The following is a 25019-nucleotide window of genomic DNA, read 5'->3' as shown; positions in this document are numbered from 1 at the left end:
AGCCGAAGGAACGTGATGATTTCTGATGGAAACGACGCTGAGGACGGCGCCGTCGGCACCGACCCCTCGCTGGATGCGCGCCACGCGGCCAAGATGGCGAAAAAGAAGGTCGCCCGCGACAAGATCATGGCGACCAAGAGCGGTGAAAAGGGCCTGGTCATCGTTCATACCGGCGCCGGCAAAGGAAAATCCTCCTCCGCCTTCGGTATGATCGTGCGCTGTGTGGCGCACGGCTTTCCCTGCGCCGTGGTGCAATTCATCAAGGGCGCCTGGGATACCGGCGAGCGCCGCCTGCTCACCGGACATTTCGGCGATCTCTGCCAATTCCACGCCATGGGCGAAGGTTTTACCTGGGAGACACAGGACCGCGCCCGCGACATCGCGGCAGCGCAGGCCGGCTGGGAAAAGGCCAAGCAGCTGATCGCGGATCCGAGCCTGCGCATGGTCGTGCTCGACGAGATCAACATCGCGCTTCGCTACGACTATCTGGCGATCGCCGATGTCGTCGACTTTCTGACGACGTCGAAGCCGCCGATGACGCATGTCGTGCTCACCGGGCGCAACGCCAAGGACGAATTGATCGAGATCGCTGATCTCGTCACCGAGATGACGCTGGTGAAGCACCCCTTCCGCTCCGGCATCAAGGCCCAGCCGGGCGTCGAGTTCTGACAGTTATTGCCATGGCGCGCGCATTGATGATCCAGGGAGCCGGCTCGGACGTGGGCAAGTCGCTCATCGTCGCCGGCCTCGCGCGTGCCGCGCGACGCCGCGGCCTGCGCGTGCTGCCGTTCAAGCCGCAGAACATGTCCAACAATGCCGCCGTGACCGTCGATGGTGGCGAGATCGGACGCGCGCAGGCCTTGCAGGCGCTCGCCGCCGGCGTCGAGCCGCATACCGACATGAACCCGGTGCTGCTGAAGCCGGAAACCGACGTCGGCGCGCAGGTCATCGTGCACGGCAAGCGGATCGCGACCGCCCGCGCACGCGAATATGCCGGCATGAAGCCGTCGCTGATGGGCGCAGTGCTGGAGAGTTTTGGGCGCCTGAAGGCGCGCGCCGACCTCGTGCTGGTCGAAGGCGCCGGCAGCCCCGCCGAGGTCAATCTGCGCAAGTCCGATATCGCCAATATGGGCTTTGCGCGCAGGGCCGACGTGCCCGTGGTCTTGGTCGGCGACATCGACCGCGGCGGCGTGATCGCACAGTTCGTCGGCATCCAGGCGGTGATCGATCCCGATGATGCCGCGATGATCCAGGGTTTTGTCATCAACAAATTCCGCGGCGATCCGACGCTGTTCGACGACGGCTACCGCCTGATCGAAGCCCGCACCGCGTGGCGCGGCTTTGGCGTACTGCCCTGGTTCGCGCGCGCCGGCGAGCTTCCCGCCGAAGACGCGCTCGGGCTCGGCGACGCGCGCAAGCCCGGCCAGTGCAAGATCGCCTTTCTGGCGCTGTCGCGGATTGCGAATTTCGACGATCTCGATCCGCTGAAGCTCGAACCCGGTGTCGATCTCGTGATGGTGCGGCCGGGCGAAGCCATCCCGGGCGACGCGAAGCTCGTCATCCTGCCCGGCTCGAAATCGACCCGCGGCGATCTCGCCTTCCTGCGCGCGCAAGGCTGGGACATCGATCTGCTGGCGCATCATCGCCGCGGCGGCCACATCCTCGGCCTGTGCGGCGGATATCAGATGCTTGGGCACAGCGTCGCCGACCCTGACGGGATCGAGGGGCTCGCCGGCGAAACGCGCGGGCTCGGGCTTCTCGATGTCACCACCACCATGACCGAACAGAAGACACTGACCCGCGTCAACGCGGTGCATGCTGCGACCCAGCAACCGATCAGCGCCTACGAAATCCACATCGGACGCACCGATGGCCCGGATCTCGCGCGGCCCTTTTCAATGCTTGACGGCGCGCCGGAAGGCGCCGTGTCGAGCGACGGGCGCGTTCACGGCAGCTATCTGCACGGCCTGTTCACCTCGGACGAATTTCGCAAGGCGTTCCTTGCCCAGCTCGATATCCCTGCGGCGGATCAGCCGTACGGCGCGAGGGTCGAGAGCGCGCTCGACGCGCTTGCCGAGCACATCGAGACGCATCTCGATGTCGAAGGCCTGCTCGCTCTGGCACGCTAAACCGACAACGCGGCAGAAAGGCGGGACCATTCGGCCTCGCTGCCCGGCAAGCCCAAACGCAGCCATCCCGGATTTTGCTGAAAAACCCGCGACCAGATCTGCGCGCGGGCAAGCTTCTCCTGCGCGGCCAACGCGTCGCCGGTGTCGAAGAGACGGAACAGCGGCGTGCCGCCGAGCAGCGTCCAGCCCTGCGATCGCGCCGCCGTATCGAGCCTGCCACAGTCGTCCGCCAGCCGCGCAATCGTCGCTGATGCCCAGTCGTGATCGAGCAAGGCGCGCCGCCCGATCGCGATTGCGGCGCCCGAAACCGGCCATGGGCCCGCCATCGCCGCAAGCGCGGCGATATCCGGCTCGCTGCCAACGGCGAAGCCGAGCCGCAAGCCGGCAAGTCCGTAGAACTTTCCGAACGAGCGCAGGATCAGGAGGCCCGGCCGTCCCGCCTCTGGCGCAAGCGAGACGCCGGGTACGGCGTCTGCAAAACTCTCGTCTACGACGAGCCGGCCAACGCGCGGCAGCAGCGCGAGCAGTTCGTGCGGATCATGGTGTCTGCCGTCCGGATTGTTCGGATTGACGACAACGGCAAGATCGCCTCCCGCAAGCGCGCCGAGATCGGAAACCTCGGCAACGTCCCAACCGGCAGCCGACAATAACCCGGCATACTCATTGTAGGTCGGCGCAAGAATCCGCGCCCGCCCGCGCGGCACCAGATGCGGCAGCAATTGAATTGCGGTCTGCGCCCCGCCCATCGCCACGATCGGCGCGTCGGTGCGGTAGACCCGCCGTGCGGCATGATGGAGAGATTCAATGTCGGACCGCGACGGCAACGCGTTCCACTGCCGCGGCTCCACATCAACGAAGGGATAAGGCACCCGATTGATCCCCGTCGACAGATCGATCCAGTCTTCCGCGGCGCCGCCGAAGCGCTGCTGGGCGACATCGAGATTTCCGCCGTGCTCACGCATGCGCCGCTCCTTCACGCCAGCGCCAGCGCCACGAACGCCGCGGCCAGCAGCATCATGGCGTAGCGATAGAGTTTCAGCCCGGTGAGGACGTCGGCGGCAGCCGGATCGCGCGCGCCCTCGTTCAGCCAGGGCTCATCTGCGATGCTGCCGTGATAGATGCGGGGCCCGCTGAGGCGCACATTGAGCGCGCCGGCCATCGCGGCTTCGGGCCAGCCGGCATTCGGCGAGCGATGGCGCCGCGCATCGCGCAACGTGCACGACCAGGCCTGCGAACGATGCGGCGCGAGCAACACGAACAGCAGGCCGGTCAGCCGTGCCGGAATCAGATTGGCGAGATCGTCGATCCGGGCGGCGGCCCAGCCGAACGCCTCGTGCCGCTCGGTGCGATGGCCGATCATCGAGTCCAGCGTGTTGATCGCCTTGTAGCCAAGGATTCCCGGCAGGCCGAACAGCGCGCCCCAGAACACCGGCGCCACGATGCCGTCGGAGGCGTTCTCGGCAAGGCTCTCGATGGTCGCGCGCGCGATGCCGGCGTCGTCGAGCGTTGCCGGATCGCGTCCGACGATCTGCGCGACCGCCGTACGCGCGGCCGCGATGTCGCCGGAGGCAAGCGGATGTGCCACCGCCGCGACATGATCATGCAGCGAGCGTAGTGCGACCAGCGGCCACGCCAGCACACCGACAAGGACGACGTGAACCCATCCGGATGGGAGCAAAGACTGCACGGCCCAACCGAGCGCCGTCGCCAGCGCGATCACCAGGATGGCAGCCGCGACACCAGCCGCGCGACGAAACGCCGGCGGATCGGAGGCCCGGTTCCAGGCGGTATCGACAAGATGGATCAGCCGGCCGAGCCAGGTCACGGGATGGCCGATGCGGGCAAACAGCCAATCCGGCCAGCCGATCAAGGCGTCCACAGCCATCGCCACCGCCATCGCTCCTGCAAAACCCACGCGCCGCTCCTCACCGCGATCCCCCTGATGCGCAAGACGTCGGCCGAGTGCAAGCCCTCCGGGACGGATTTCGGCTTTGTCTTTTGCCGCGATTGGTGGTTAGAGCGTTTTCGAGGCGAAGCGGATACCGGTTCGCAACGGGAGACCAAATGGCCGTCATTCTGATCACCGGCGGGGCCCGGTCCGGAAAAAGCCGGCGCGCCGAATTGCGCGCGCGCAGCTTTCCAGGTCAGCCGGTCTATGTTGCGACCGCCGAGGTGCTCGACGCGGAAATGGATGAGCGCATTGCCAGGCATCGCGCGCGGCGCGGCAATGACTGGATCGAACGCGAGGTGCCGCTCGACCTCGTGGAGGCACTGGCCGAGACCGATGGCGGCGGCGCAAGGCTGGTCGATTGCCTGACGCTCTGGCTGTCCAACCTGCTGCATGCGGAGCGCGACTGGTCGCAGGAAGTCACGCGGCTGGCGGACGCGTTGTCGCGCCAGCGCAGCTCGGTCATCATGGTCACCAACGAGGTTGGCCTCGGCATCGTGCCTGATAACGCACTGGCGCGGACCTTCCGCGACGCCGCAGGTCTCATGAACCAGAGCATTGCCGGCGCGGCAGACGAGGTCGAGTTCGTCGTTGCGGGTCTGCCGATGAAGCTGAAATGAGCAACACGATCGATCCCGCCAAAGGCCCCGCGATGGTCTCGTTCGACGATACGTTTCGCCGGCAACTGCACGAGCTGTTCGTGTGGCGGCGCGACGTGCGCCGCTTCCAAACCGATCCGCTGCCGGATGGTACGATCGAGTGGCTGATCGAGGTCGCCTGCCTCTCGCCATCGGTCGGGCTGAGCCAGCCCTGGCGATTCGTCATTGTCGACGATGCGGCGCGGCGCCGCGCTGTCATCGAGGACTTCAAGACCTGCAACGCCGACGCGTTGCGATCCTATTCCGGTGAGCGTGCGGCGAAATATGCCGCATTGAAACTATCAGGTCTCGAAGAGGCGCCAGGCCATCTGGCCGTGTTCGCCGAGAAGAGCGACCAGATCGGCTCCGGTCTCGGGCGCGCGACGATGCCGGAGACGACAGAATATTCGGTGGTGGCCGCAATCTGTTCGATGTGGCTGGCCGCGCGCGCGGACGGCATCGGGCTCGGCTGGGTCTCGATCTTCAATCCAGGTCGCGTTCACGAGATTCTGGAAATACCTGATACGTGGAAATTCATCGGCTACCTCTGCATCGGTTACCCCCAGGCGGAATGCGACCGTCCGGAGCTCGAGCAGGCCAAGTGGGAATCGCGGCGAGGTCCCGGTGAATTCACCATCCGGCGCTGAACAATCCCCGACCGGCAGCGGCGCCGAGAACAGCGCCGCCCACTGGCGCGCCGACATCGCCTCCCTGGTTTTTCCGCTCCCGGAGCACGGCGCCATCTGCGCGGTGCATCGGGGCGCGCTTCGGACTCTGCTTGGCGCCGACCCGACGCCGGAAGGCTGCCTCGGTTATTTCGCGCGATTTGAAGACGCGTTCAGGGCGGCAGCGAGCGCCAAGATCCTGCGCAAGCGCATCCCCCTTGGAACAAATCTGCATCTTACCAGTCGCGACATCGCTCGAAAGCTGCTAGAAGCCGACCAAATCGAATGTGGAGAACGACCATGAGCCAGTCCCCGGCCGCGCAAACCCAGGTCATGCAATCCCAGGTCACGCATCTGCCGGTCGCCGCCCGACAGGTCGGACGGCTTGCCCAGTCCCTCATGGCGATGACGCTCGGCCTGTTCATCGTCGGCGTGGTCGGCTTCTCGCACATCGACGTGATCCACAACGCCGCGCACGATGTGCGCCATTCCAACGCTTTCCCCTGCCACTGATCTCGTCGGCATGAGCACGTTTCGCTCGATCGTCTTCTCCTCGGTCATTGCCGGATTCATCGTTGGCCTGATCGTCACCGCGGTCCAGCAGTTCGGCACCGTCCCGCTGATCCTCAAGGCCGAGGTCTATGAGAAGGCGGCCGAGCACAAGCACGAAGCCGCCGCGCCACCGCAAGTGACCCTCGTCCACGATCATGCGGAACATGATCATGGCGCCGAGGCGTGGGAGCCGCGCGACGGCCTGGAGCGCAATCTCTATACCGCGGGAGCGAACATCCTGACCGGGATCGGATTTGCGCTGCTGCTTTGCGGCTTCTTTTCGGTCCGCAGCGGCGCGACCGGCGAGCCGATCTCGTGGCACGAAGGCTTGATGTGGGGCCTCGCAGGCTTTGCCGTTTTCACGATTGCGCCGGGCCTTGGGCTGCCGCCTGAACTGCCGGGCGTCCCCGCCGCCCCACTGCTCTCGCGTCAAATCTGGTGGACGACAGCGGTGCTGGCGACATCGGCCGGCCTCGGGCTGATCGTGTTCCGGCGCTCGATGCCGGCCGCGATCGCCGGCGTGGTCCTGATCATGCTGCCGCATTTGATCGGCGCGCCCGAGCTGGAACATGTCGAGACCAACGTGCCCTCGTCATTGTCGCATCAATTCGTGGTCGCGGTCACACTGACCAGCCTGGTGTTCTGGTCCTTGCTCGGCGGCCTGACCAGCGCCGCGTTCGCCTATTTCGACCGGCCCGCATCGGCGTAGCGCCGCTGCCTGACAGCGTGGCCGCTCAGCTCGCCTGCCTGAGCGGCTTGCCGGCCCGCAGCTCCCTGTCCTGCACCAGCACCTTCTCGGCATAGAGCTGGTCGATCTCCTGCCCGGACAGCCCGAGTTCGCCCAGGATCTCCTCATTGTGTTCACCGAGCAGGTCGGCCCTCAGCTCCGTGCGCTGCGGCCATTCCGAGAAGCGCATCGGCGCGCCCGGGATCGCAAATTGGCCGATCCGGGGATCGCTGACATGGCGGACCGTGCCGCGCTCGATCAGATGCGGCTGGGCCATGGCGTCATTCAGTGTCAGCACCGGCGCGCAGGGGATCCGCTCCTGCTCCAGCGCGGCGATCGCCGCATCGCGTGACGGAAACGTCTTGAGCCAGGCTTCGACGATCTCCCCCACCAGCACCCTGTTGTCGGCCCGGGCGCGCGCGGACTCGAACCGCGGATCCTTCTCGAGTTCCGACCGCCCCAGCGCACGGACCATTTGCGGCCATTGATGCGCCAGTGCGCAGATCACGAGAAACTCACCCCGGCCACAGTCGAACACGCCCACCGGGCCGCCATTCGGGTGCAGCGAGCCTTCCCGCTGCGGCACGAAGCTGTCCCCGCGCAGCGAGACCTTCGGCACATTTGCCTCGTGCATGTGGAAGTAGGTGTCGAGCAGCGTCGATTCGATGAACTGCCCTTCTCCGGTCCGCTCGCGGTGGAGCAGCGCAAAGCCGACCGCCATCGCTGCTGCAACGCCGGTCGAGGCGTCCCCGATTGCCACCGGCACCTGCGCCGGCTTCCCATCGGGATCGCCGATCACGCCCGTGATGCCGGCAAAGGCCTGCGCGATGTAGTCGAAGCCGGGCTTGTCGCTCAGCGGCCCGGTCTGTCCGGCGAATGAGATCGAGCACATGACCAGCCGCGGATTGATTTTCCTCAGCGTCTCGTAACCAAGTCCGGCGCGCTCCATCACGCCGGGCGTAAAGTTCTCCACCAGAACGTCGGCCTTGGCGGCGAGCCGGGTCAGGATCTCGCGGCTTTTCTCATGCTTGAAGTCGAGCGCCAGGCTGCGCTTCGAATGATTCTGCTGGAAGAAATACGTGCTCTGCGAGGTGTTCCTGTGCGCGGGATCGCGTGGCTTCAGGCCCTGGAAGCGCGATCGGTCGCCAAACGGAGCGAGCTCGATCTTGATGACGTCGGCGCCGGCTTCGGCCAGCAGACGCGTGCAGGTCGGGCCTGCGACGAACTGGGTGATATCGAGCACGCGATAGCCGGTCAGCATTTTCGGAGGCAGGGTCATCTCAATTGTCCAGTTGTTGCGATTGAAGAGTTTCGGCGGGCGCGTCTCCGCCCGTCCGCCTCGTTCCAAACAGATTGCTGCGGGCCTGCGCGTCGAGCGTCTTGCGCACCGCGCGCCGCCCGACCGAGAGCCCCTTCTGGAGCAGCGGCCGCGCGCGCAGCTCGGCGAACCAGCGCCTGACGTGCGGGACATCGTCGAGCGTGAAACCTTGCGCCTTGTGGGTCATCACCCAGGGAAAGCAGGCGATGTCGGCGATCGAATAGTCGTCGGCGGCGACATAGCCGCTCTCGCCGAGCCGATCATTCAGCACGCCGTAGAGACGGCGCGCCTCGTTGCCGTAGCGCTCGACCGCATAGGGAATCTTGTCCGGCGCATAGAGCGAGAAGTGCCCGTTCTGACCCAGCATTGGCCCGAGCGCGCTCATCTGCCACATCAGCCATTGTTGCACGCGGGTGCGGCCATGCAGGTCGCGCGGAACGAACCTGCCGGTTTTCTCCGCGAGGTAAAGCAGGATCGCCCCGGACTCGAAGATCGTCAGCGGCTCGCCTCCGCCGGGCGGGTCCCTGTCGATCATGACAGGGATCCGGCCATTCGGATTGAGCCTCCGGAATTCGGGCCTGAACTGGTCGCCGCGCGTGATGTTGACCGGCATGACGGTGTACGGCAGCCCGCATTCCTCGAGCATGATCGAGATCTTCCAGCCGTTCGGCGTCGGTGCGAAGTGAAGATCGATCATCGGAGCCTCCGGCACGGCTCAAGCCAGCTGCTTTTCGCGCGACAGCGACAGTCCGGCCTCCTGCAGCCGCCGCTCGAGCATCGGCACCCGGTCGTTGCCCCAGAACTGCTCGCCGCGAAACACGCAGATCGGCACGCCGAAGATATGATCGCCCTGGCTCTCCTGCTGCGCCTCCTCATATTCGCGGCGGCCGTCGCCCTCGAAATAGCTCCGGAATTCAGCGCCGGACATGCCGAGCGACTCGATGAAGCGTTCCACGGCATCGACCTCGTCGACCGCGAGCTCGCGGCGGAAGAACAGCTCGTAGACCAGGCGGCTGTATTCGATCAGACGTCCGTGCTTTTCCGCGAACAGCCCGCCGATCAGCGCCGGCGCGGTATCGAAGATCTTCAGCGGGCCGCGGATGATCTTCTTGTCGCCGCGCTCGTTCGCGGACCGCCGTGCATCCATGTAGGAATACTTGACCTTGTATTCCGAATAGACACTGCGCTGGCCGGAGCCCTTGATCCGGAGCTGGAACGGCCGCCACTGCACCTTGATGTCGAACTTCGTCTCCAGCTCGAACACCGGATCGAATGCCAGCCAGGCATAGGGGCTCTTGTAGTCCGAATACATCTTGAGAATTTCGCGGGACATTGTCTTTCCTTTGTCGATTGTCATTGCGATTGAGCGACGAGCGGGCACTGGCTCTCGGACAGCGGCTGCGCCGCCTCGGATGCCGGAATGACTTTCTCGATGGTGTAGTAGTCCCAGGGCTTCCTGACCTCGCCGGGGGCCTTGATGCTCGCCATGTAGAACGGATGCATCAGCCAGCCATCAGCGCGCACAAAACCGTTCTCGACATACATGTCGTTGACCGGGAGCTTCCGGATCTCGTCGGCGACCTTCAGACCATCGAGCGTCCTGGCGGCAGCGACGGCCTGGAGATAATGCATCGTCCCCGAGTAGACCGCGGCCTGGTCCATGGTCGGCATCGCATGATGCTGCCTGAAGAAGCGCTCCGACCAGGCGCGCGTCTCGTCGGTGCGGTCCCAGTAGAACGGGGTCGCGAAGGTCAGGCCCTGCACATTGGCAATGCCGAGTGCGTGCACGTTGGTGATGTAGGTTAGGGGCACCACGATGTGCTGGCCGCCCTCGGCGATGCCGAACTCCTTGGCCTGCTTCAGGGCATTGGTGGTGTCCTCTGCAGCGGAGATCAGCCAGATCACCTTGGCCTTTGACGCCACCGCCTGCAGCAGGAACGAGCTGAAGTCGGGATTGTTCTGCGGGAAGCGCACCGAGCCCAGCACCTTGCCCCCGGCCGCCTTGATCGCACCCGCCGCGGCATCTTCCATCGCCTTGCCGAAGGAATAGTCGGCCGAGAGAAAGAAGAACGTATCGAGCCCGCGCTCGATCAGCGGCTTCGGCAGCGGCGCCGAAATCGCATAGGCGTTGAGCGACCAGGAGAATGCGGTCGCCGCGCAGGCTTGCTGAGTGATCGCCGGGCTTCCGGTCACGCCGTGGATGACGATCTTGTTGCGCGTCCGCGCCAACTCCTGCACGGCGAGCGCCACGGCGGATTGCGCGACATCGACGACGACGTCGGCACCGCCATTGTCGAACCAGTTGCGGGCTATCGCCGCGCCGACATCGGCTTTCGCCTGGTGATCGCCGGAGATCACCTCGATCGGACGGTCCAGCACCTTGCCGCCGAAATCCTCGACCGCCATCCTGGCGGCGAGCACCGAGCCCGGCCCCATGATGTCGCGATACATCCCCGACATGTCGGTGAGCACGCCGATCCTGACCGGCTGCGCATCCTCAGCCTGTACCGGCGCCAGCATCGCGCTGCCGACCAGCAACGCGATCGCCGCAGCTGTGATTGTTCGTTTCTTCGCCATGACTATCCTCGACGCTCCCGCTTGGGACGGCATGCATGTGCCGGCCTTCTTTGCTTTCAGATGATCCGCCTCGACGTCAGATCGTCGATCCGTTGCCCCGAGAGGCCGAGCAGGCCGCCATAGATCTCCTGATTGTTCTGACCTAGGGTCGGCGCCGGCGCGGTGTATCCCTTGTGCGTTCGTCCCATCTTGATCGGGAACCCGGCGCCGATGACGCGCTGCTCCAGCGGCTCGGTCGGATGCACGACCGACTGCAGCATGTCGCGTGCGCCGAGATGCTCCCACGCGAGGATGTCGTCGATGTCGCGGATCGGGCTCGCGGCGACGTCGCCGCGATTGAGCGCCTCGATCGCCTCGATCGTGGTGCGGCCCAGCGTCCATTCGCCGACGATCGCATCGACGATCGTGTTGTTGGCGACGCGCCAGCCGGTGTTCATGAACTTCGCGTCCGCGGCGAGGTCGAGCCGGTCCATCACACCCAGCAGCGCCAGCCAGTCCTCATTCGTGGCGGCGCCAAGCGCGATCGCGCCGTCGCGCGTGGCATAGGTGTTGAAGGGCGAGAATCGCATGATGCGATTGCCCTGCCGTGGCGCCATCCCCATCTGCGGATAGCAATCCAAGGGCTCGTCGAGCACCAGCGACAGCAGGCAGTCGGCCATCGCGACGTCGACGAACTGGCCTCGTCCCGACATACGTTGCTCGGTCAGCGCGGCGAGAATGCCGGAGACGGCGAAGGCGCCCGTGATGCCGTCAGCGAGCGCGGTGCCGGCCTTGCTTGGGGTGCCGTCGGGTGCACCGGTGATCGACATCAGGCCGGACGCCGCCTGGATCATCAAATCGTAGGCCTTGAGACGCCGGTCGGTGCCAGTCGAGCCGTAGCCGGTCAGCGCGCAATGCACGATCGCGGGGTTGACCTGACGGTTTGCTTCATAGTCGATCCCTAGCCGCTCGGCAGCGCCGGGACGCAGATTCTCGACCAGGATGTCGGACTTGCGCAGCAGCGCATGGAACAGCTCCATGCCTTCCGCCGTCCGCATGTTCAGCGTGATCGACTTCTTGTCGCGGCAGCGCTTCAGATAGGCGAGGCCGAGATCGCTGTCATGCTTGCGGTCGAGCGAGACGCCGTCCTTGCCGAGAAACGGCGGCCCGGTCATGGTGGGATCGCCCTGCTCCGGGGTATCGATACGAATGACCTCTGCGCCGAAGCCCGCCAGCATCAAGGTCGCAAACGGACCTGAATAGAACCGCGTGAGATCGAGAACGCGGACCCCGTTCAGCGCGCCTTGCCTCGTCATCGTCGGGCTCGCCGTCATCCGCAATTTCCCTTCCCGCTTGCCGCCCTGTCGTTGTCTTCATCGTTGACGCGGCGGGCATATAGGTCAAATATTTTCCGATCCGGATTATTGATGCGAAAATGGAATGAATGATGCGCGAGCGACGCCCACGCCGGTTCGAGGTCAGCCTCAAACATCTTCGCGCCGCCAACTCGGTCGCGGTGTATGGCAGCTTCACCGCGGCCGCCGCCGACCTCGGCATGACGCAGTCGGCGGTGAGCCGCCTCGTTCTTCAGCTCGAACGGCAGCTCGGCGTCTCGCTGTTCCTCAGATCGACGCGCAACGTCATCCTGACCGCACCTGGCCGCGAATTCACCGCATCGACGCAGCGCCTGCTCGCCGATCTCGGCGCCCAGGTCGACAACGCCCGCGCGCTCGGCGAGCAGATCAAGGGACGCCTGATCATCTCCTGCCTGTTGTCACTCACGCATCACGTGGTGCCGGAGGCCGTGCTGAAATACAGGAAGGCGCATCCCGGCGTCGAAATCCACCTGCGCGAGGGCCTCGGCAGCGAAGTCTATGAGGATGTCCGCAGCGGCCTCGCCGACTTCGGCGTCGGCAACGTCACCGCGCTCGGCCAGGAGGTCGTCAGCGACGACGCGGTCCAGGAGTCCTGCTTCGCGATCCTGCCGTCGCGCCATCCGCTGCGCAACAAGGCGACGCTGAACCTCCGCGAACTGCGCAACGAAACCTTCGTCTCGCTCCCGACCGGCTCGGGCCTGCGGAAGCAGATCGACAGCGCCGCGACAGCAAGCGGCATCGTGCTCAAGCACAGCACGATCGTCGAGCAGTTCGGCACGCTCTACGATTTCGTCGCAGCCAATGTCGGCATCTCGATCGTTCCCGCCTCGGCGGTGCCGCCGCGCGCCCCGCGCGGCGTGATCGTCAAGCGGCTGGTGTCGCCGCCGCTGGTTCGCAAGATCGGGATCCTGCGGCTGAAGAACCGCCCGCTGACGCCGGCTGCAACCGGATTCCTGGATATCTTCAGGCCGCTGTTCCTGAGCGCGTCACGGCGATAGCCCAAGACTCCCAAGAATCATTTGAGATTCGCGGCGGAGCCTGATTAGGTTCGGCGATGCCGTCTGCTGCCCGCCGCACCCGGCGCGCGTGACGGCGGCAATGCCGAACCGACAGGACCCGACCACCGATGACCAGGACGCGACGGACACGACCGACGATTCGTGACGTCGCTGCCGAGGCCGGCGTCTCCGTCTCAAGCGTCAGCCGCACGCTCAATGGCGGCATCTATACCAGCGCCGAACTGCACGCCCGCATCATGCGCGCGGTGAAGCGTCTGAGCTTCGAGCCCGACCAGGCAGCGCAGGCGCTGCGCTCAGGGGCATCCAACACGATCGGCTGCATGGTGGCCGATTTCTCCAATCCGCACTACACCGGCATGGTGAGCGCGGCGGAGGAGGAATTCCAGCGCGCCGGCTTCCTGCTGATGCTGGCGGCGACCAAGCATGAGGAGGCGCGCGAAGCGGCGTTCCTGTCGGCGGTCCGGCGGCGCCAGATGGATGGCTTGCTGCTGTTCGCCGGCGACAATTCACACAAGGATTTCATGAAGGGGCTGGCCATGCTCGACCTGCCCTGCGTCACCGTCGATCGCGACGTGCCTGATAGCATCGCGGTTCGTGTCGATCACCGCGGCGGCGCGCTGGAGGCGACGCGCTACCTGATCGGCCTCGGCCATCGCCGGATCGCGCTGCTGACCGGAAGCGCCGCGGTGCTGCCGAGCTCGGAGCGGCTCGCGGGCTACCGGCAGGCGCATCAGGAAGCGAAGATCGAGGTCGATCCAACCCTGATCCGTCCGCACATGCAGGGCGCCAACACCGCCTTCAGCTCGGTGTGCCAGCTGCTGCAAATGACAAAACCGCCGACCGCGATCATCTCGCTCGGCACCAGCATGCTGGCCGAGGTTCTGGAGGCGATCACCAGCAACGGCCTACGCTATCCGCAGGACGTATCGATCGTGTGCAGCGGCGACACCGACCTCGCCCGCCACGCGACCCCCGCGATCTCGGCCTTGAGCTGGGACATGAACGAGGTCGGTCGCACCGCCGCGCGGCTGCTGCTGGAGCAGATCCGCGAGCCCGACAAGGCCGGCAGCAGCGCCCCGGTGTTCCTGCCAACGCGCCTCATCCTGCGGCATTCCTGCGCCGCGCCGGCAACGCCCGCGCGCGGCCGGAAGTAACGTTGCGCCGATCAATCGGCCTGCGGTGCGGCCGCGTACTGCGCGTCGGAGACGTGCTCCATCCAGGTCGCGTAGTCGCCATCGAGCGCCTCGTGAATCGCGATATGGCTCATGCCCGTGGTTGACGCCGCGCCGTGCCAGTGTTTCTCGCCCGGCGGAATCCATACCACGTCACCCGGACGGATCAGGCGGATCGGGCCGTCCCAGCTCTGCACATATCCGACCCCGGCGGTGACGTAGAGCGTCTGGCCGAGCGGATGGGTGTGCCAGGCCGTGCGCGCCCCCGGCTCGAAGGTGACCCGTGCGGCCTGCACCCGGGCCGGCGCGGGCGCATTGACGATCGCGTCCGCCCATACCGTGCCGCTGAACCAATCGGCGCTGCCGCGCCGGCTTGCAATCAATCCTGCGCGCTTGATGTCCATCTGTGATCCTTTCATCTTTTCAAACTGGAAACGGTTCCAGTGCTACGTCATTGCGAGAAGCTCGCGACAAAATTGCAAGGCAATTTTGCGCTGTAGCGACGAAGCAATCCATCGTCCCGCATATGCCACGCGATGGATTGCTTCGCTGCGCTCGCAATGACGGAGCGAGACGCCGCCTCAGCGGAGCACAAACCCTTCATAGCCGCGCTGCGCGATCTGCGCGATGCGGTGGCGGTAACCCTGGCCGACATAGGGCATGAACACCCGCGGCTTGCCCGCGATGTTGGCGCCCTGGTACCAGGAATTGGCCTTCGGATAGAGCGTGCGGCTGGCGGCGTCGGCGACATGCGCCATCCAGGCGCGCTCGGCGTCGGGCTCCGGCTCGATCCGCGTCAATCCCTTGGCGCGCATGCTGCCGAGACAGGCCGCGATCCACTCCACATGATTCTCGCAAGCATGGATCACATTGCCGATGACAGAGGGGCTACCCGGCCCGGTCACGACGAACAGGTTCGGAAACCCCGACACCATCAGGCCGAGATAGGCGCTCGGGCCGTCGGCCCAGGCCTCCTTCAGCGTCGCGCCGTCCCGCCCGCGGATCTGCATCGCGGCGAGCGCCCCGGTCATCGCGTCATAGCCCGTCGCGAACACCAGCGCATCCAGCGCGAACGACCGCGTCGCGGTCTCGACGCCGGTCTCGGTGACGGTCTCCAGCGGCTCCGCGCGCAAATCGACCAGCTCGACATGCGGCAGATTATAGGTCGCGAAATACCCGGTATCGATGCAGATGCGTTTGACGCCGAGCGGATAATCCTTCGGTGACAGCGCCTCCGCTGTCGCCCCGTCGTGCACGATGCCGCGGATCTTGTTGCGCACGAAATCGCAGGCGACGTCGTTGACGGCCGCATCGGTCAGGATGTTCGGGTACGCGGTCAGGATGCCGCCGCCGCCCTGCTCCCACAGTTGCTCGTAGCGCGCCCACTGCGCGTCTCGCTCGGGCACCGGTGCGTCGAAGGCATTCGCAGGCACCCGCCCGAACTCCGGCGTCTCGAGGCTCTCGCGATATTTCGCGATCACCGGCTCGGCGGCCGCGATGTCGGCATCGCCTAGCGGCGCGTTGCGTGCCGGCACCGAATAATTCGGCGTGCGCTGGAACACGGTCAGGCGGCTCGCCGCCTTTGCGACCATCGGGATCGTCTGCACGCCCGACGAGCCGGTGCCGATCACGGCAACGCGCAAGCCGGAAAAGTCGATCTCCTGATGCGGCCACTGCCCGGTGTGATAGACCGGTCCGCCAAAGCGTTCGAGGCCCGGAAGCTTGGGCTTGTTGGGCACCGAGAGATTGCCGGTCGCCATCACGCAAGTCGATGCGACGATGCAATCGCCGCGATCGGTGCGCAATGTCCAACTCTCGCCGGCCTCGTCCCAGTCGGCGCTCGTCACGCGGGTGTCGAAGCGGATCAGCGAGCGCAGATCGAACCGGTCGGCGACGCGCTGCGCGTAGCGCAGGATCTCCGGCTGGGCGGCGTACTTCTCACTCCAGCGCCATTCCTGCCGCAGCTCCTCCGACCAGGTGTAAGAATAGAACAGGCTCGGGATGTCGCAGCGCGCGCCCGGATAGCGATTCCAGTACCAGGTGCCGCCGACGTCGGACGCCGCCTCGATGCCGATCACTTTCAGCCCGAGCTCACGCAACCGGTAGATCGCATACAGTCCGCCGAAGCCGGCACCGACCACGACCGCATCGCATTCGGCGACCAGCGGCGGCCTCGCGCCATGGTCCGGGCTCGTCTGCTCCAGTCTGCTCATTTGTCACATCTCTCCGGGCGCAGGAATATTGCCATCGGTGGGAACGCGCGCTAGTCTGGAAACGTTTCCAGACTGGAAGCGCATACGATAATTGTCGCCGGGCGTCAACGCACCGGCCGTCGACCGGGGGAACCGCGCGCACGTCACACGGCGATCAGCGGACAATCAGGGAGTGACTGAGGGATGTTGGACGGATTCTGTCTTCGTGCGTGCCTGGCGGCCGCGGTAACGATCGGCGCGCTGTCGCCGGCGCTGGCGCAGAAGAACTACGGCCCGGGGGTCTCGGATACCGAGATCAAGATCGGCAACATCATGCCCTATAGCGGTCCTGCTTCGGCCTACGGCGCGATCGGCAGGACCGAGGCGGCCTATTTCAGGATGATCAACGACCAGGGCGGCATCAACGGACGCAAGATCAACTTCGTCAGCTATGACGACGGCTTCTCGCCGCCGAAATCGGTCGAGCAGGCGCGCAAGCTGGTCGAGGGCGACGAGGTGCTGCTGGTGTTCCAGCCGCTCGGCACCGCGCCCAATGTCGCGATCCAGAAATATCTCAACGCCAAGAAGGTCCCCCACCTCTTCATCGCATCGGGCGCGACGCGCTTCGGCGATCCCCAGGGCTTTCCCTGGACGATGGGCTGGCAGCCGAACTACCAGAGCGAAGGACGAATCTACGCCAGATACATCCTCGACAAATTCCCGAACGGCAGGATCGCAGTGCTCTGGCAGAACGACGATGCCGGCAAGGATGCGCTCAAGGGGCTGCGCGACGGCCTCGGCGAAAAGGCGAGCAGCATGATCGTCGCCGACAAATCCTACGAGCTGACCGATCCGACGCTGGATTCGCAGATCGTAGCGCTGCGCGCCTCCGGCGCCGACATCCTGTTCACCTGGGCGGCGCCGAAGGGTGCGGCGCAGACCATCAAGAAGGTCGCCGAGCTCGGCTGGAAGCCGACCTTCTTCCTGACCTCGACCGCGACGTCGGTCGCCTCGGTCATGCGCGCCGCCGGCATCGAGCATTCGCAGGGCATCATCTCGGTCGCCTACCTCAAGGATCCGACCGACACGATCTGGAACGACGATCCCGAAACCAGGGAATGGCGGGCGTTCATGGACAAGTACATGCCCGACGGCGACAAGACCAACGGCAATCACGTCTATGGCTACGCCGCCGCGCAAACGCTGGCGCAGGTGCTCAAGCAGTGCGGCGACGATCTCACACGCGAAAACGTGATGAAGCAGGCCACCGGCCTGAAGGACTTCGCGCCGAAGATGATCCTGCCCGGGATCAGGATCAACACCAGCGCGACGGACTTCCGCCCGATCGAACAGTCGCAGCTGATGCGGTTCGAAGGCGAAAGCTGGAAGCTGTTCGGCAACATCATCACCGGCGAGGTCGGCAGCGAATAGTGCGCCTGTGCACACTGTTGAATCCTATCCGACCCGTCATCCTGAGGTGCGAGCCTCTTCGGCGAGCCTCGAAGGATGAATCGGCCACAGTGGGGCCGTGCATCCTTCGAGACGCGCTACGCGCTCCTCAGGATGACGGGGCTAGTGGCGACGCTTTCGCAGGGACGACACCGGGCGGATTGTTCGACAGTTCAGCTCGAGACTCAATTCCCTAGCATCACCCGCCTCTACCCGGCCGGCGTCAGGATCGCCTGCTGTGCCGCATGCCAGCTCGCTTCGTCGGGCGCGCAGAGCAAGCCGCCGGTCAGATTGACCGGCTTGTAGGGCGATCCGTCGAAATGTGCGCTGTAGCCGCCGGCCTCGCGATGCAACAGCCAGCCTGCTGCATGATCCCACGGCATCAGCTTGTTGTAGAACAAGAGATGGCAATGGCCGGACGCCGCCATGCGATACTCGTGCGCGGCACATCTGAGCCAGGCGCTGGCGCCCAGCCTGGATAGATTGCCGGCGACAGTTCCGCGCAGCGGCTCGGGCAGGAAGTTGACGCCGACCACCGCGTCCATCTGCTTGACCGGCACCGCCGGAGCGACCTTCAAATCATGCCGCCTGCCGTCCGGCATCTCGAGCCAGGCGCCCTCGCCGCGCAGCGCGAACGCGGTGTCGTTGCAGACAGGGTCATGGATCGCGCCGAATACGATCTCGCCGCGCATCGTGGCGGCCACCATGGAGCCGAACAGCGGCAGGCTCGAGGTGAAATTTCGCGTGCCGTCGATCGGATCGACGATGAAGGCGAGCTCCGCGGTTCCAACCAGATCGAGCGCGGCCGGATCGCGTGCCGTGCCTTCCTCGCCGATCACGACGGCATTCGGAAACGCCCGGAGCAGCGCGGCCGAGATCGCCTGCTCGGCAAGTTCATCGGCCTCGGTCACCACGTCGAATGCCGACGTCTTGGTACGGACCTCGATCTCTCGGACGCGGCGGAACCGCGGCATCATCTCGGTGCGGCCGACCTCGGCGAGGATGTTTCCGATGTTCAGTGCATCGGCATGGGACAGTTTCACGCGGCATTCTCCTGCGTTGCACCGCCATCCTATCGCAGGATCATGACCGCGCGGCAATCACCGGCGCTGGTTGTAGACATCGATGCAGACGGCGCCCAGCAGCACGAGGCCCTTGATCACCTGCTGATAATCGATGCCGATGCCGAGGATCGACATGCCGTTGTTCATCACGCCCATGATCATGGCGCCGACCACCGCGCCGCCGACCCGGCCGACGCCGCCATAGGCCGAGGCGCCACCGATGAAGCAGGCGGCGATCACGTCGAGCTCGAAGCCGAGGCCTGCCTTCGGCGTCGCAGTGTTGAGCCGGGCTGCGAACACCAGCCCGGCAAGCGCCGCCAGCACGCCCATGTTGACGAAGGTGAAGAAGGTCAGCCGCTCGGTCTTGACGCCCGACAGCTTCGCGGCCTTGGCGTTGCCGCCAACCGCATAGATCTGCCGGCCGATCACGGTCCGCCGCGTGACAAACCCGTACAGCGCGATCAGCACCGTCATGATGACGAGCACGTTCGGCAGGCCGCGATGCGAGGCGATCAGATAGGTGAAGTAGAGCACCGCGCCCGCCAGCGCGATGCTCTTGGCGATGAAGAACGCGTAGGGCTCGACCTCGATGCCGTGCGACTGCTCGCGCGCCCGGCTCTTGGCGCTCGCCAGCACCATCGCGAACGCCAGTACGACGCCGATCAAGAGCGAGGTCGGATAGAGCGTGCCGGCGCTCGGAAACAGCTCGGGGATGAAGCCCGACGACAGCTTCTGGAAGGTCGGCGGAAACGGCCCGACCGAGCGGCCCTGCAGCACCGCGAGCGCAAGGCCCTTGAACACCAGCATGCCCGCCAGCGTCACGATGAAGGACGGAATCTTGAAATAGGCGACCCAGTAGCCCTGCGCCGCGCCGATCGCGGCACCGACCAGAAGACAGACGATGAAGGCGGTCGGATAGTCGACATGGTAGGTCACCATCAGCACCGCCGCGACCGCGCCGACGAATCCGGCGACCGAACCGACCGAAAGGTCGATATGCCCGGTGACAATCACCAGCAGCATGCCGAGCGCCATGATCACGATGTAGCTGTTCTGCAGCACGAGGTTGGTGAGATTGACCGGCTGCAACAGCGTGCCGTCGGTCACGATCTCGAAGAACAGCATGATCGCGAGCAGCGACAGCAGCATGCCGTAGTTGCGCAGATTGTTCTTGATGAAGCCGGAATGCTTCGGAGTCTCGGGAAGTGATACCGTCTTGTCGGTCATTGTGCTCCGCCTCCCGCCCGCGCCTCACTGGCAGGGGCGCCGTTCCCGGACATCCTGACATTGCGCATGATGGCGCGCATGATCTTCTCCTGCGTCGCGTCGCCCTTCGCGAACTCGCCGACGAAGGCGCCGTCGTTCATCACGCAGATCCGGTCGCAGATGCCGAGCAATTCCGGCATTTCCGACGAGATCACCACGACGCCCTTGCCGGCGTCCGCGAGCTCGTTGATGATACAATAAATCTCGTATTTTGCCCCGACGTCGATGCCGCGGGTCGGCTCGTCTAGAAGCAGCACCTGTGGATCGGTCATCAGCCATTTCGACAGCACGACCTTCTGCTGGTTGCCGCCCGAGAGCTGTCCGGCCTCCTGATAGACGTCGGAACAGCGGATCCGCATCCGGTTGCGATAATCGCTCGCGGCCTTCAGCTCGACGACATCGTCGATCACGCCGCGATCCGACACCTGGCGAAGGCTCGCCAGCGTCACGTTCTTGCGGACGTCGTCGGCGAGGATCAACCCGAGCTGCTTGCGGTCCTCGGTGACATAGGCGAGGCCGGCATTGATCGCAGCCGGCACGCTGGCGAGGTCCGCCTCGCGTCCGTCAAGGCTGATCCTGCCGGAGATATTGTAGCCCCAGGCCCTGCCGAACAGGCTCATGGCGAACTCGGTGCGGCCGGCGCCCATCAGGCCGGCGATACCGACCACCTCGCCGCGGCGCACCCTGAAATCGACGTTCTTGATCACCTGCCGGGCGGTGTGCAGCGGGTGATAGACCGACCAGTTCTCCACCGTCATCACGGGATCGCCGATCGCAACGTTTCGCTCCGGGAAGCGATGCGCGAGATCGCGGTTGACCATGCTGCGGATGATGCGGTCCTCGTCGACCCGCTCGGTTCGGCAATCGATGCTATCGACGGTGCGGCCGTCGCGCAGCACCGTGATCCGGTCGGCGACGCGCGCGACTTCGTTCAGCTTGTGCGAGATCAGGATCGAGGCGATGCCCTGCTCGCGGAACACCAGCAGCCGGTCCAGCAGCGCAGCGCTGTCGGCCTCGTTGAGGCTCGCGGTCGGCTCGTCCAGGATCAGGAGCCGCACCTTCTTCGACAGTGCCTTGGCGATCTCGACCAGCTGCTGCTTGCCGACGCCGAGATCGGTGATCAGCGTATCCGGCGATTCCCGCAGGCCGACCTGCGCCAGCAGCTCTGCCGTCCGCCGGTACACCGCATTGCGGTCCACCACCCCGAACCGCGACGGCGCGCGCGACAGGAAGATGTTTTCGGCGATCGACATCAGCGGGATCAGCGCCAGTTCCTGGTGGATGATGATGATCCCCAGCGCCTCGGAGTCGTTGATATCGCGGAACCGGCGCTCCTCGCCGTCGAACAGGATCGACCCTTCGTAGCTGCCGGCGGGATAGACCCCGCTCAGCACCTTCATCAGGGTCGACTTGCCCGCGCCGTTCTCGCCGACCAGCGCATGGATCTGCCCGGCTTCCACGGTGAGGCTGACGTCGCGCAATGCCTGCACGCCGGCAAAGCTCTTGCTGACGTTACGCATCTCAAGCATCGCCGTCATCGCATCATGTCCCGCAACGTCACTCGGCCTCGGCGCTATCAGTCCCGTTCACCTGCCCCTAGTCGAATTGCGAGCGCTTGTAGTAGCCGCTGTCAATCAGGACTTTCTCCCAATTGGTCTTATCCACCACGACTGGCTTGAGCAGATAGGACGGAACCACCTTGACCCCGTTGTTGTAGGTCTTGGTGTCGTTGACGGTGACCTCCTTCTTGCTCAGCACGGCATCGACCATGTCGGCCGTGACCTCGGCGAGATCGCGGGTGTCCTTGAAGATGGTCGAGTATTGCTCGCCGCGCAGCATCGCCTTGATCGAGGGCACTTCAGCGTCCTGGCCACTGATGAACGGCATCGGCTGATCCTTGCTGCCGTAGCCGACCCCCTTCAGCGAGGAGATGATGCCGATCGACAGGCCGTCATAGGGCGACAGCACCGCGTCGACGCGCTTCTTGCCGTAAAAGGCGCTGAGCAGATTGTCCATCCGCGCCTGCGCGGTGGCGCCGTCCCAGCGCAAGGTCGCGACCTTGCCCATGCCCATCTGGCCGCTCGCGACCACGAGCTTGCCGCTGTCGATATAGGGCTTCAGCACCGACATCGCGCCGTCATAGAAGAAATAGGCATTGTTGTCGTCGGGCGAGCCGCCGAACAGCTCGATGTTGAAGGGCCCCTTCCCGTCCTTCAACCCGAGCGCATTCACGATCGAGCTCGCCTGCAGCACGCCGACCTGGAAATTGTCGAAGGTCGCGTAATAGTCGACGTTCGGCGTGTCCCGGATCAGGCGGTCATAGGCGATCACCGTGATGCCTTGCGCCTTGGCCTGCTTCAGCGCATCGGACAACGTGGTGCCGTCGATCGCCGCAATGACCAGAACCTTGGCGCCCTTGGTCACCATGTTCTCGACCTGGGAGAGCTGGTTCGGGATATCGTCGTCGGCATATTGCAAGTCGGTGCCGTAGCCGCGTTCCTTCAGTACCTTGACGATGTTGTTTCCGTCGTCGATCCAGCGCGCCGAGGATTTGGTCGGCATCGCGATCCCGACGGTCGGCTTGGCCTGGGCCATCGCGTCGCGATCGGACACCGTCGCGGCAAGGCCGGCCAGCGCGAGCGCGAGCGCGAACAAGGTGGTCTTCAATTTGAACATGCTTCACTCCCTTGGTTTTTTTGAGTTGGGGTACCGTACCGTGGACAGCGTCAATCGCCGGCTATCATTCGTGGGTTCGCTGCAGATCTACGGCGACGTCGGATCGGCGCCGGGGCCGTGACGAACCGAAATTGCGGAATGTCGATTGAACCCGTCAACAGCGCCAATGTCCGCACGACCAGTCGATCCTGCAATGCCGGGTTCATCCGCAATTCATGTCGTGCGACGAACGAGGCGCAGGAATGACGTGGGGATCATGGGGCGCCTGTCTCCCGGAATCGCTGGCGAGCGCTGGCCTCCGCCAGAACTTCTGGCGGTGCGGCACCTTGCTTCTGGCAACCTTTGGTGGACGTTGCCCCCACCATATTGATGCAAGCGCCAGCCGGTCATTTATTTAAGCATATGAATAAATTGACCGGAGGTCGGCGGACCATAGGGCGTTGTCTCCCGGAATTGTTGACAAGCTCCGCAGACCGCTGGGGTCCGGCGGGGATTTTCGCAACCTTTGGTCAGATTGTGCCTCTACTATGCGATGGACGCAAGTACCATTTATTTCACTGAATGAATAAATTAACCGAACCGCCGCGCGACACCGGCAGCCGCCTTCAGGCGTCGATCTCCGAGAGATCATCGACGACCAGCAGGGCTCCGGCAAAATCATCGTCGCTGAAATAGGTGCTGCGGGTGATGACCACGGGGATGCCGGCCCCAGCGGCGGCGGCGAGACCGTTGCCGGAATCCTCGACCGCGATGCAATCCGCCGGTCCGAGCCCCAGCCGCGCCAGGACCTCTACATAGACGTCCGGCGCCGGCTTCTTCCGCGGCACGTCGTCGCCGGCAACGATCGCCTCGAACAGATCGGCCCAGTCGAGCCCCAACCCAACCGACAGCAGCGCGTCGATATTGCCATGCGAGGTCGTCGTGGCGATCGCCAGCCGTTGGCCGCGGCTGCGCGCGCCGGCAAGCCAGGCCCTTACGCCCGGCCGCAACGGGCAGCCGCCCGCCGCGATCAGCGCGGCATAGCGCGCGGTCTTGATCCGGTGCAGGTCGGCGATGTCCGCGAAGGTCAGCAACGGAACCGCGTTGCGCTGATCGAAGGCGCGGATGCGCTCCTTGCCTCCGGCGACCCGAAGCAGCCGCGCGTAGGTGACCTGGTCCCAGAACCAATCGAGGCCAGCCTCGGCGAACGCCTCATTGAAGGCGCGGCGGTGCACCTCCTCGGTCTCGGCGAGCGTGCCGTCGACATCGAAGATCAAGGCACGGGCGCCCGCAATGATGTCGCGCATCCCGGCGCTCCGGATCGCTGCGAGCGCCTGGTTCATCACCCCTCGCCCGCCGCGCCGGTCGCCTTCGCGAACACGCGGCTGGCAAGCACGTCGCCGGCCTCGATCGACATTACGTCGTCGGCCGTGAGCGTGCGGTCGAGCTTGGCCACGATCCGGTTGGCCTGGCGCAGCCGGATGCGGTCGAGCGCGTTGCGGATCGAGCGTGCATTGGAAAACAGCGGCTGTTCCTTGCGGATGCCGATGTACCGGGTGAAGGCCTCGCGTGCTTCCGGGGAGAAACGATAATTCTGCTGCTGCAACATCAGCTCGGCGATCCAGAGCAGTTCGCCGTCGGAATAGTCCGGGAAGTCGATGTGATGCGCGATGCGGGAGCGGAACCCCGGATTGCTCTGGAAGAACTTCTCCATGCGGTCGCCGTAGCCGGCCAGGATCACCACCAGATCCTCACGCTGCGCTTCCATGATCTGCAGCAGGATCTCGATCGCCTCCTGCCCGTAGTCGCGCTCGTTCTCGGGGCGGTACAGGTAATAGGCCTCGTCGATGAACAGCACGCCGCCCATCGCCTTCTTCAAGATCTCTTTCGTCTTCGGCGCGGTGTGACCGATATATTGCCCGACGAGATCGTCGCGCGTGACGCTGATGACGTGGCCGCGGCGCACGAAGCCGAGCTTGTGCAGGATACCGGCCATCCGCAGCGCGACCGTGGTCTTGCCGGTGCCGGGATTGCCGGTGAACGACATGTGCAGGGTCGGGAATGTCGTCGCCAGCGCCATCTTCTGCCTGATGCGTTCGACCAGCAGCAGCGAGGCGATCTCCCGGATCCGGGTCTTCACCGGCTTGAGGCCGATCAATTCGGAATCGAGCTGGTCGAGCACGTCGCCGATGCCGAGGTCGGCGAACTCATGCCGGAGGTCGATGGTCTCGGGCGGCGTCTCGCGGATTTGTTCTTGCGCTTGCGTCATCATCCTCTCGCTTTGAAAAAGGCT

The 25019-nt window shown here is 65.0% G+C and carries 25 protein-coding genes; 10 read left to right on the top strand and 15 right to left on the bottom strand.

Features of this window, described 5'->3' with window-relative positions:
- The first annotated feature begins 15 nt into the window (after positions 1-15).
- Positions 16-669, top strand: coding sequence for a cob(I)yrinic acid a,c-diamide adenosyltransferase (gene cobO / locus ACE103_RS15390; RefSeq protein ID WP_375780105.1), 654 nt, complete (start codon positions 16-18; stop codon positions 667-669).
- A gap of 11 nt (positions 670-680) precedes the next feature.
- Positions 681-2129 carry a cobyric acid synthase gene (locus tag ACE103_RS15385; RefSeq protein ID WP_375780104.1) on the top strand — a complete coding sequence of 483 codons (1449 nt, stop codon included), beginning with the start codon at positions 681-683 and terminating at the stop codon, positions 2127-2129.
- On the opposite strand, the gene cobD is transcribed toward ACE103_RS15385, so the two are convergent.
- Complete coding sequence (cobD, locus tag ACE103_RS15380) at positions 2126-3091, bottom strand: threonine-phosphate decarboxylase CobD (RefSeq protein ID WP_375780103.1); 966 nt, start codon at positions 3089-3091, stop codon at positions 2126-2128. The genes ACE103_RS15385 and cobD overlap by 4 nt on opposite strands.
- An 11-nt stretch (positions 3092-3102) precedes the next feature.
- Positions 3103-4026, bottom strand: coding sequence for an adenosylcobinamide-phosphate synthase CbiB (gene cbiB / locus ACE103_RS15375; RefSeq protein ID WP_375781114.1), 924 nt, complete (start codon positions 4024-4026; stop codon positions 3103-3105).
- A 167-nt stretch (positions 4027-4193) separates the two neighbouring features.
- Between cbiB and cobU the strand changes: the two genes are divergently transcribed.
- The 5 genes from cobU to ACE103_RS15350 are packed head-to-tail and all read left to right on the top strand — an operon-like array spanning position 4194 to position 6641.
- Positions 4194-4697, top strand: a complete 504-nt coding sequence (cobU, locus tag ACE103_RS15370; RefSeq protein ID WP_375780102.1) for a bifunctional adenosylcobinamide kinase/adenosylcobinamide-phosphate guanylyltransferase — start codon at positions 4194-4196, stop codon at positions 4695-4697.
- Between the two features lie 32 nt (positions 4698-4729).
- Positions 4730-5362 (top strand): 5,6-dimethylbenzimidazole synthase, encoded by a 633-nt coding sequence (gene bluB / locus ACE103_RS15365; protein WP_375781113.1) that lies wholly within the window; start codon positions 4730-4732, stop codon positions 5360-5362.
- The gene (locus ACE103_RS15360) at positions 5340-5684 is read left to right on the top strand and encodes a hypothetical protein (protein WP_375780101.1); all 345 of its coding nucleotides are present in this window, start codon (positions 5340-5342) and stop codon (positions 5682-5684) included. The genes bluB and ACE103_RS15360 overlap by 23 nt, the downstream gene beginning before the upstream one ends.
- Before the next feature lie 29 nt (positions 5685-5713).
- Positions 5714-5893, top strand: coding sequence for a CbtB-domain containing protein (locus tag ACE103_RS15355; RefSeq protein ID WP_223968828.1), 180 nt, complete (start codon positions 5714-5716; stop codon positions 5891-5893).
- Positions 5894-5903: 10 nt separating this feature from the next.
- The gene (locus ACE103_RS15350; protein WP_223968566.1) at positions 5904-6641 is read left to right on the top strand and encodes a CbtA family protein; all 738 of its coding nucleotides are present in this window, start codon (positions 5904-5906) and stop codon (positions 6639-6641) included.
- Positions 6642-6666: 25 nt separating this feature from the next.
- Here the strand turns inward: ACE103_RS15350 and ACE103_RS15345 are convergent, their stop codons facing one another.
- The 5 genes from ACE103_RS15345 to ACE103_RS15325 are packed head-to-tail and all read right to left on the bottom strand — an operon-like array spanning position 6667 to position 11849.
- A complete protein-coding gene (locus ACE103_RS15345; RefSeq protein ID WP_375780100.1) occupies positions 6667-7938 on the bottom strand; it encodes a CaiB/BaiF CoA transferase family protein in 1272 nt (423 codons plus the stop codon).
- 1 nt (position 7939) lies between these two features.
- Positions 7940-8674, bottom strand: coding sequence for a glutathione S-transferase N-terminal domain-containing protein (locus ACE103_RS15340; protein ID WP_375780099.1), 735 nt, complete (start codon positions 8672-8674; stop codon positions 7940-7942).
- 18 nt (positions 8675-8692) lie between these two features.
- Positions 8693-9310, bottom strand: coding sequence for a DsbA family protein (locus tag ACE103_RS15335; protein ID WP_375780098.1), 618 nt, complete (start codon positions 9308-9310; stop codon positions 8693-8695).
- 20 nt (positions 9311-9330) lie between these two features.
- On the bottom strand, positions 9331-10554 hold the full coding sequence (locus tag ACE103_RS15330) for an ABC transporter substrate-binding protein (RefSeq protein WP_375780097.1): 1224 nt from the start codon (positions 10552-10554) through the stop codon (positions 9331-9333).
- 56 nt (positions 10555-10610) lie between these two features.
- Positions 10611-11849 carry a CaiB/BaiF CoA transferase family protein gene (locus tag ACE103_RS15325; protein ID WP_375780096.1) on the bottom strand — a complete coding sequence of 413 codons (1239 nt, stop codon included), beginning with the start codon at positions 11847-11849 and terminating at the stop codon, positions 10611-10613.
- 131 nt (positions 11850-11980) lie between these two features.
- Here ACE103_RS15325 and ACE103_RS15320 point away from each other — a divergent pair, with 131 nt between their 5' ends.
- Positions 11981-12907, top strand: a complete 927-nt coding sequence (locus tag ACE103_RS15320; RefSeq protein WP_375780095.1) for a LysR family transcriptional regulator — start codon at positions 11981-11983, stop codon at positions 12905-12907.
- A 128-nt stretch (positions 12908-13035) separates the two neighbouring features.
- Positions 13036-14082 (top strand): LacI family DNA-binding transcriptional regulator, encoded by a 1047-nt coding sequence (locus ACE103_RS15315; protein ID WP_375780094.1) that lies wholly within the window; start codon positions 13036-13038, stop codon positions 14080-14082.
- 11 nt (positions 14083-14093) lie between these two features.
- Here the strand turns inward: ACE103_RS15315 and ACE103_RS15310 are convergent, their stop codons facing one another.
- Together ACE103_RS15310 and ACE103_RS15305 are read right to left on the bottom strand one after the other, a co-directional pair.
- Positions 14094-14504, bottom strand: coding sequence for a cupin domain-containing protein (locus ACE103_RS15310; protein WP_375780093.1), 411 nt, complete (start codon positions 14502-14504; stop codon positions 14094-14096).
- 177 nt (positions 14505-14681) lie between these two features.
- Positions 14682-16313, bottom strand: coding sequence for a flavin-containing monooxygenase (locus tag ACE103_RS15305; protein WP_375780092.1), 1632 nt, complete (start codon positions 16311-16313; stop codon positions 14682-14684).
- 183 nt (positions 16314-16496) lie between these two features.
- On the opposite strand from ACE103_RS15305, the gene ACE103_RS15300 reads away from it, so the two are divergent.
- Positions 16497-17723 carry an ABC transporter substrate-binding protein gene (locus tag ACE103_RS15300; protein ID WP_375780091.1) on the top strand — a complete coding sequence of 409 codons (1227 nt, stop codon included), beginning with the start codon at positions 16497-16499 and terminating at the stop codon, positions 17721-17723.
- A gap of 227 nt (positions 17724-17950) precedes the next feature.
- Here the strand turns inward: ACE103_RS15300 and ACE103_RS15295 are convergent, their stop codons facing one another.
- From ACE103_RS15295 to cbbX, 6 genes are all read right to left on the bottom strand, one after another.
- Positions 17951-18784: an inositol monophosphatase family protein gene (locus tag ACE103_RS15295; RefSeq protein WP_375780090.1), complete on the bottom strand. Its 834-nt coding sequence runs from the start codon at positions 18782-18784 to the stop codon at positions 17951-17953.
- Positions 18785-18841: 57 nt separating this feature from the next.
- Entirely contained in the window at positions 18842-20032 is a 1191-nt protein-coding gene (gene mmsB, locus ACE103_RS15290; RefSeq protein WP_375780089.1) for a multiple monosaccharide ABC transporter permease, read from the bottom strand.
- Positions 20029-21609 carry a multiple monosaccharide ABC transporter ATP-binding protein gene (mmsA, locus tag ACE103_RS15285; RefSeq protein ID WP_375780088.1) on the bottom strand — a complete coding sequence of 527 codons (1581 nt, stop codon included), beginning with the start codon at positions 21607-21609 and terminating at the stop codon, positions 20029-20031. The genes mmsB and mmsA overlap by 4 nt, the downstream gene beginning before the upstream one ends.
- A 58-nt stretch (positions 21610-21667) precedes the next feature.
- Positions 21668-22747 (bottom strand): multiple monosaccharide ABC transporter substrate-binding protein, encoded by a 1080-nt coding sequence (gene chvE / locus ACE103_RS15280; RefSeq protein WP_375780087.1) that lies wholly within the window; start codon positions 22745-22747, stop codon positions 21668-21670.
- A 605-nt stretch (positions 22748-23352) separates the two neighbouring features.
- On the bottom strand, positions 23353-24069 hold the full coding sequence (locus tag ACE103_RS15275; RefSeq protein ID WP_375780086.1) for an HAD-IA family hydrolase: 717 nt from the start codon (positions 24067-24069) through the stop codon (positions 23353-23355).
- On the bottom strand, positions 24069-24995 hold the full coding sequence (gene cbbX / locus ACE103_RS15270) for a CbbX protein (RefSeq protein WP_375780085.1): 927 nt from the start codon (positions 24993-24995) through the stop codon (positions 24069-24071). The genes ACE103_RS15275 and cbbX overlap by 1 nt, the downstream gene beginning before the upstream one ends.
- Between the last annotated feature and the right edge of the window lie 24 nt (positions 24996-25019).

It is taken from the genome of Bradyrhizobium sp. ma5, from assembly GCF_042258955.1.
Taxonomy (GTDB): Bacteria; Pseudomonadota; Alphaproteobacteria; order Rhizobiales; family Xanthobacteraceae; genus Bradyrhizobium.
This window is presented reverse-complemented; position numbering and strand designations above follow the sequence as displayed.

Bases quoted from the DNA above. Each gene is read 5' to 3' on its own strand.
- cobO (WP_375780105.1), top strand. From the start codon at position 16: ATGATTTCTGATGGAAACGACGCTGAGGACGGCGCCGTCGGCACCGAC.
- ACE103_RS15385 (WP_375780104.1), top strand. From the start codon at position 681: ATGGCGCGCGCATTGATGATCCAGGGAGCCGGCTCGGACGTGGGCAAG.
- cobD (WP_375780103.1), bottom strand. From the start codon at position 3,091: ATGCGTGAGCACGGCGGAAATCTCGATGTCGCCCAGCAGCGCTTCGGC.
- cbiB (WP_375781114.1), bottom strand. From the start codon at position 4,026: ATGGCGGTGGCGATGGCTGTGGACGCCTTGATCGGCTGGCCGGATTGG.
- cobU (WP_375780102.1), top strand. From the start codon at position 4,194: ATGGCCGTCATTCTGATCACCGGCGGGGCCCGGTCCGGAAAAAGCCGG.
- bluB (WP_375781113.1), top strand. From the start codon at position 4,730: ATGGTCTCGTTCGACGATACGTTTCGCCGGCAACTGCACGAGCTGTTC.
- ACE103_RS15355 (WP_223968828.1), top strand. From the start codon at position 5,714: ATGCAATCCCAGGTCACGCATCTGCCGGTCGCCGCCCGACAGGTCGGA.
- ACE103_RS15350 (WP_223968566.1), top strand. From the start codon at position 5,904: ATGAGCACGTTTCGCTCGATCGTCTTCTCCTCGGTCATTGCCGGATTC.
- ACE103_RS15345 (WP_375780100.1), bottom strand. From the start codon at position 7,938: ATGACCCTGCCTCCGAAAATGCTGACCGGCTATCGCGTGCTCGATATC.
- ACE103_RS15340 (WP_375780099.1), bottom strand. From the start codon at position 8,674: ATGATCGATCTTCACTTCGCACCGACGCCGAACGGCTGGAAGATCTCG.
- ACE103_RS15335 (WP_375780098.1), bottom strand. From the start codon at position 9,310: ATGTCCCGCGAAATTCTCAAGATGTATTCGGACTACAAGAGCCCCTAT.
- ACE103_RS15330 (WP_375780097.1), bottom strand. From the start codon at position 10,554: ATGGCGAAGAAACGAACAATCACAGCTGCGGCGATCGCGTTGCTGGTC.
- ACE103_RS15325 (WP_375780096.1), bottom strand. From the start codon at position 11,849: ATGACGAGGCAAGGCGCGCTGAACGGGGTCCGCGTTCTCGATCTCACG.
- ACE103_RS15320 (WP_375780095.1), top strand. From the start codon at position 11,981: ATGCGCGAGCGACGCCCACGCCGGTTCGAGGTCAGCCTCAAACATCTT.
- ACE103_RS15315 (WP_375780094.1), top strand. From the start codon at position 13,036: ATGACCAGGACGCGACGGACACGACCGACGATTCGTGACGTCGCTGCC.
- ACE103_RS15310 (WP_375780093.1), bottom strand. From the start codon at position 14,504: ATGGACATCAAGCGCGCAGGATTGATTGCAAGCCGGCGCGGCAGCGCC.
- ACE103_RS15305 (WP_375780092.1), bottom strand. From the start codon at position 16,313: ATGAGCAGACTGGAGCAGACGAGCCCGGACCATGGCGCGAGGCCGCCG.
- ACE103_RS15300 (WP_375780091.1), top strand. From the start codon at position 16,497: ATGTTGGACGGATTCTGTCTTCGTGCGTGCCTGGCGGCCGCGGTAACG.
- mmsB (WP_375780089.1), bottom strand. From the start codon at position 20,032: ATGACCGACAAGACGGTATCACTTCCCGAGACTCCGAAGCATTCCGGC.
- mmsA (WP_375780088.1), bottom strand. From the start codon at position 21,609: ATGACGGCGATGCTTGAGATGCGTAACGTCAGCAAGAGCTTTGCCGGC.
- chvE (WP_375780087.1), bottom strand. From the start codon at position 22,747: ATGTTCAAATTGAAGACCACCTTGTTCGCGCTCGCGCTCGCGCTGGCC.
- ACE103_RS15275 (WP_375780086.1), bottom strand. From the start codon at position 24,069: ATGAACCAGGCGCTCGCAGCGATCCGGAGCGCCGGGATGCGCGACATC.
- cbbX (WP_375780085.1), bottom strand. From the start codon at position 24,995: ATGACGCAAGCGCAAGAACAAATCCGCGAGACGCCGCCCGAGACCATC.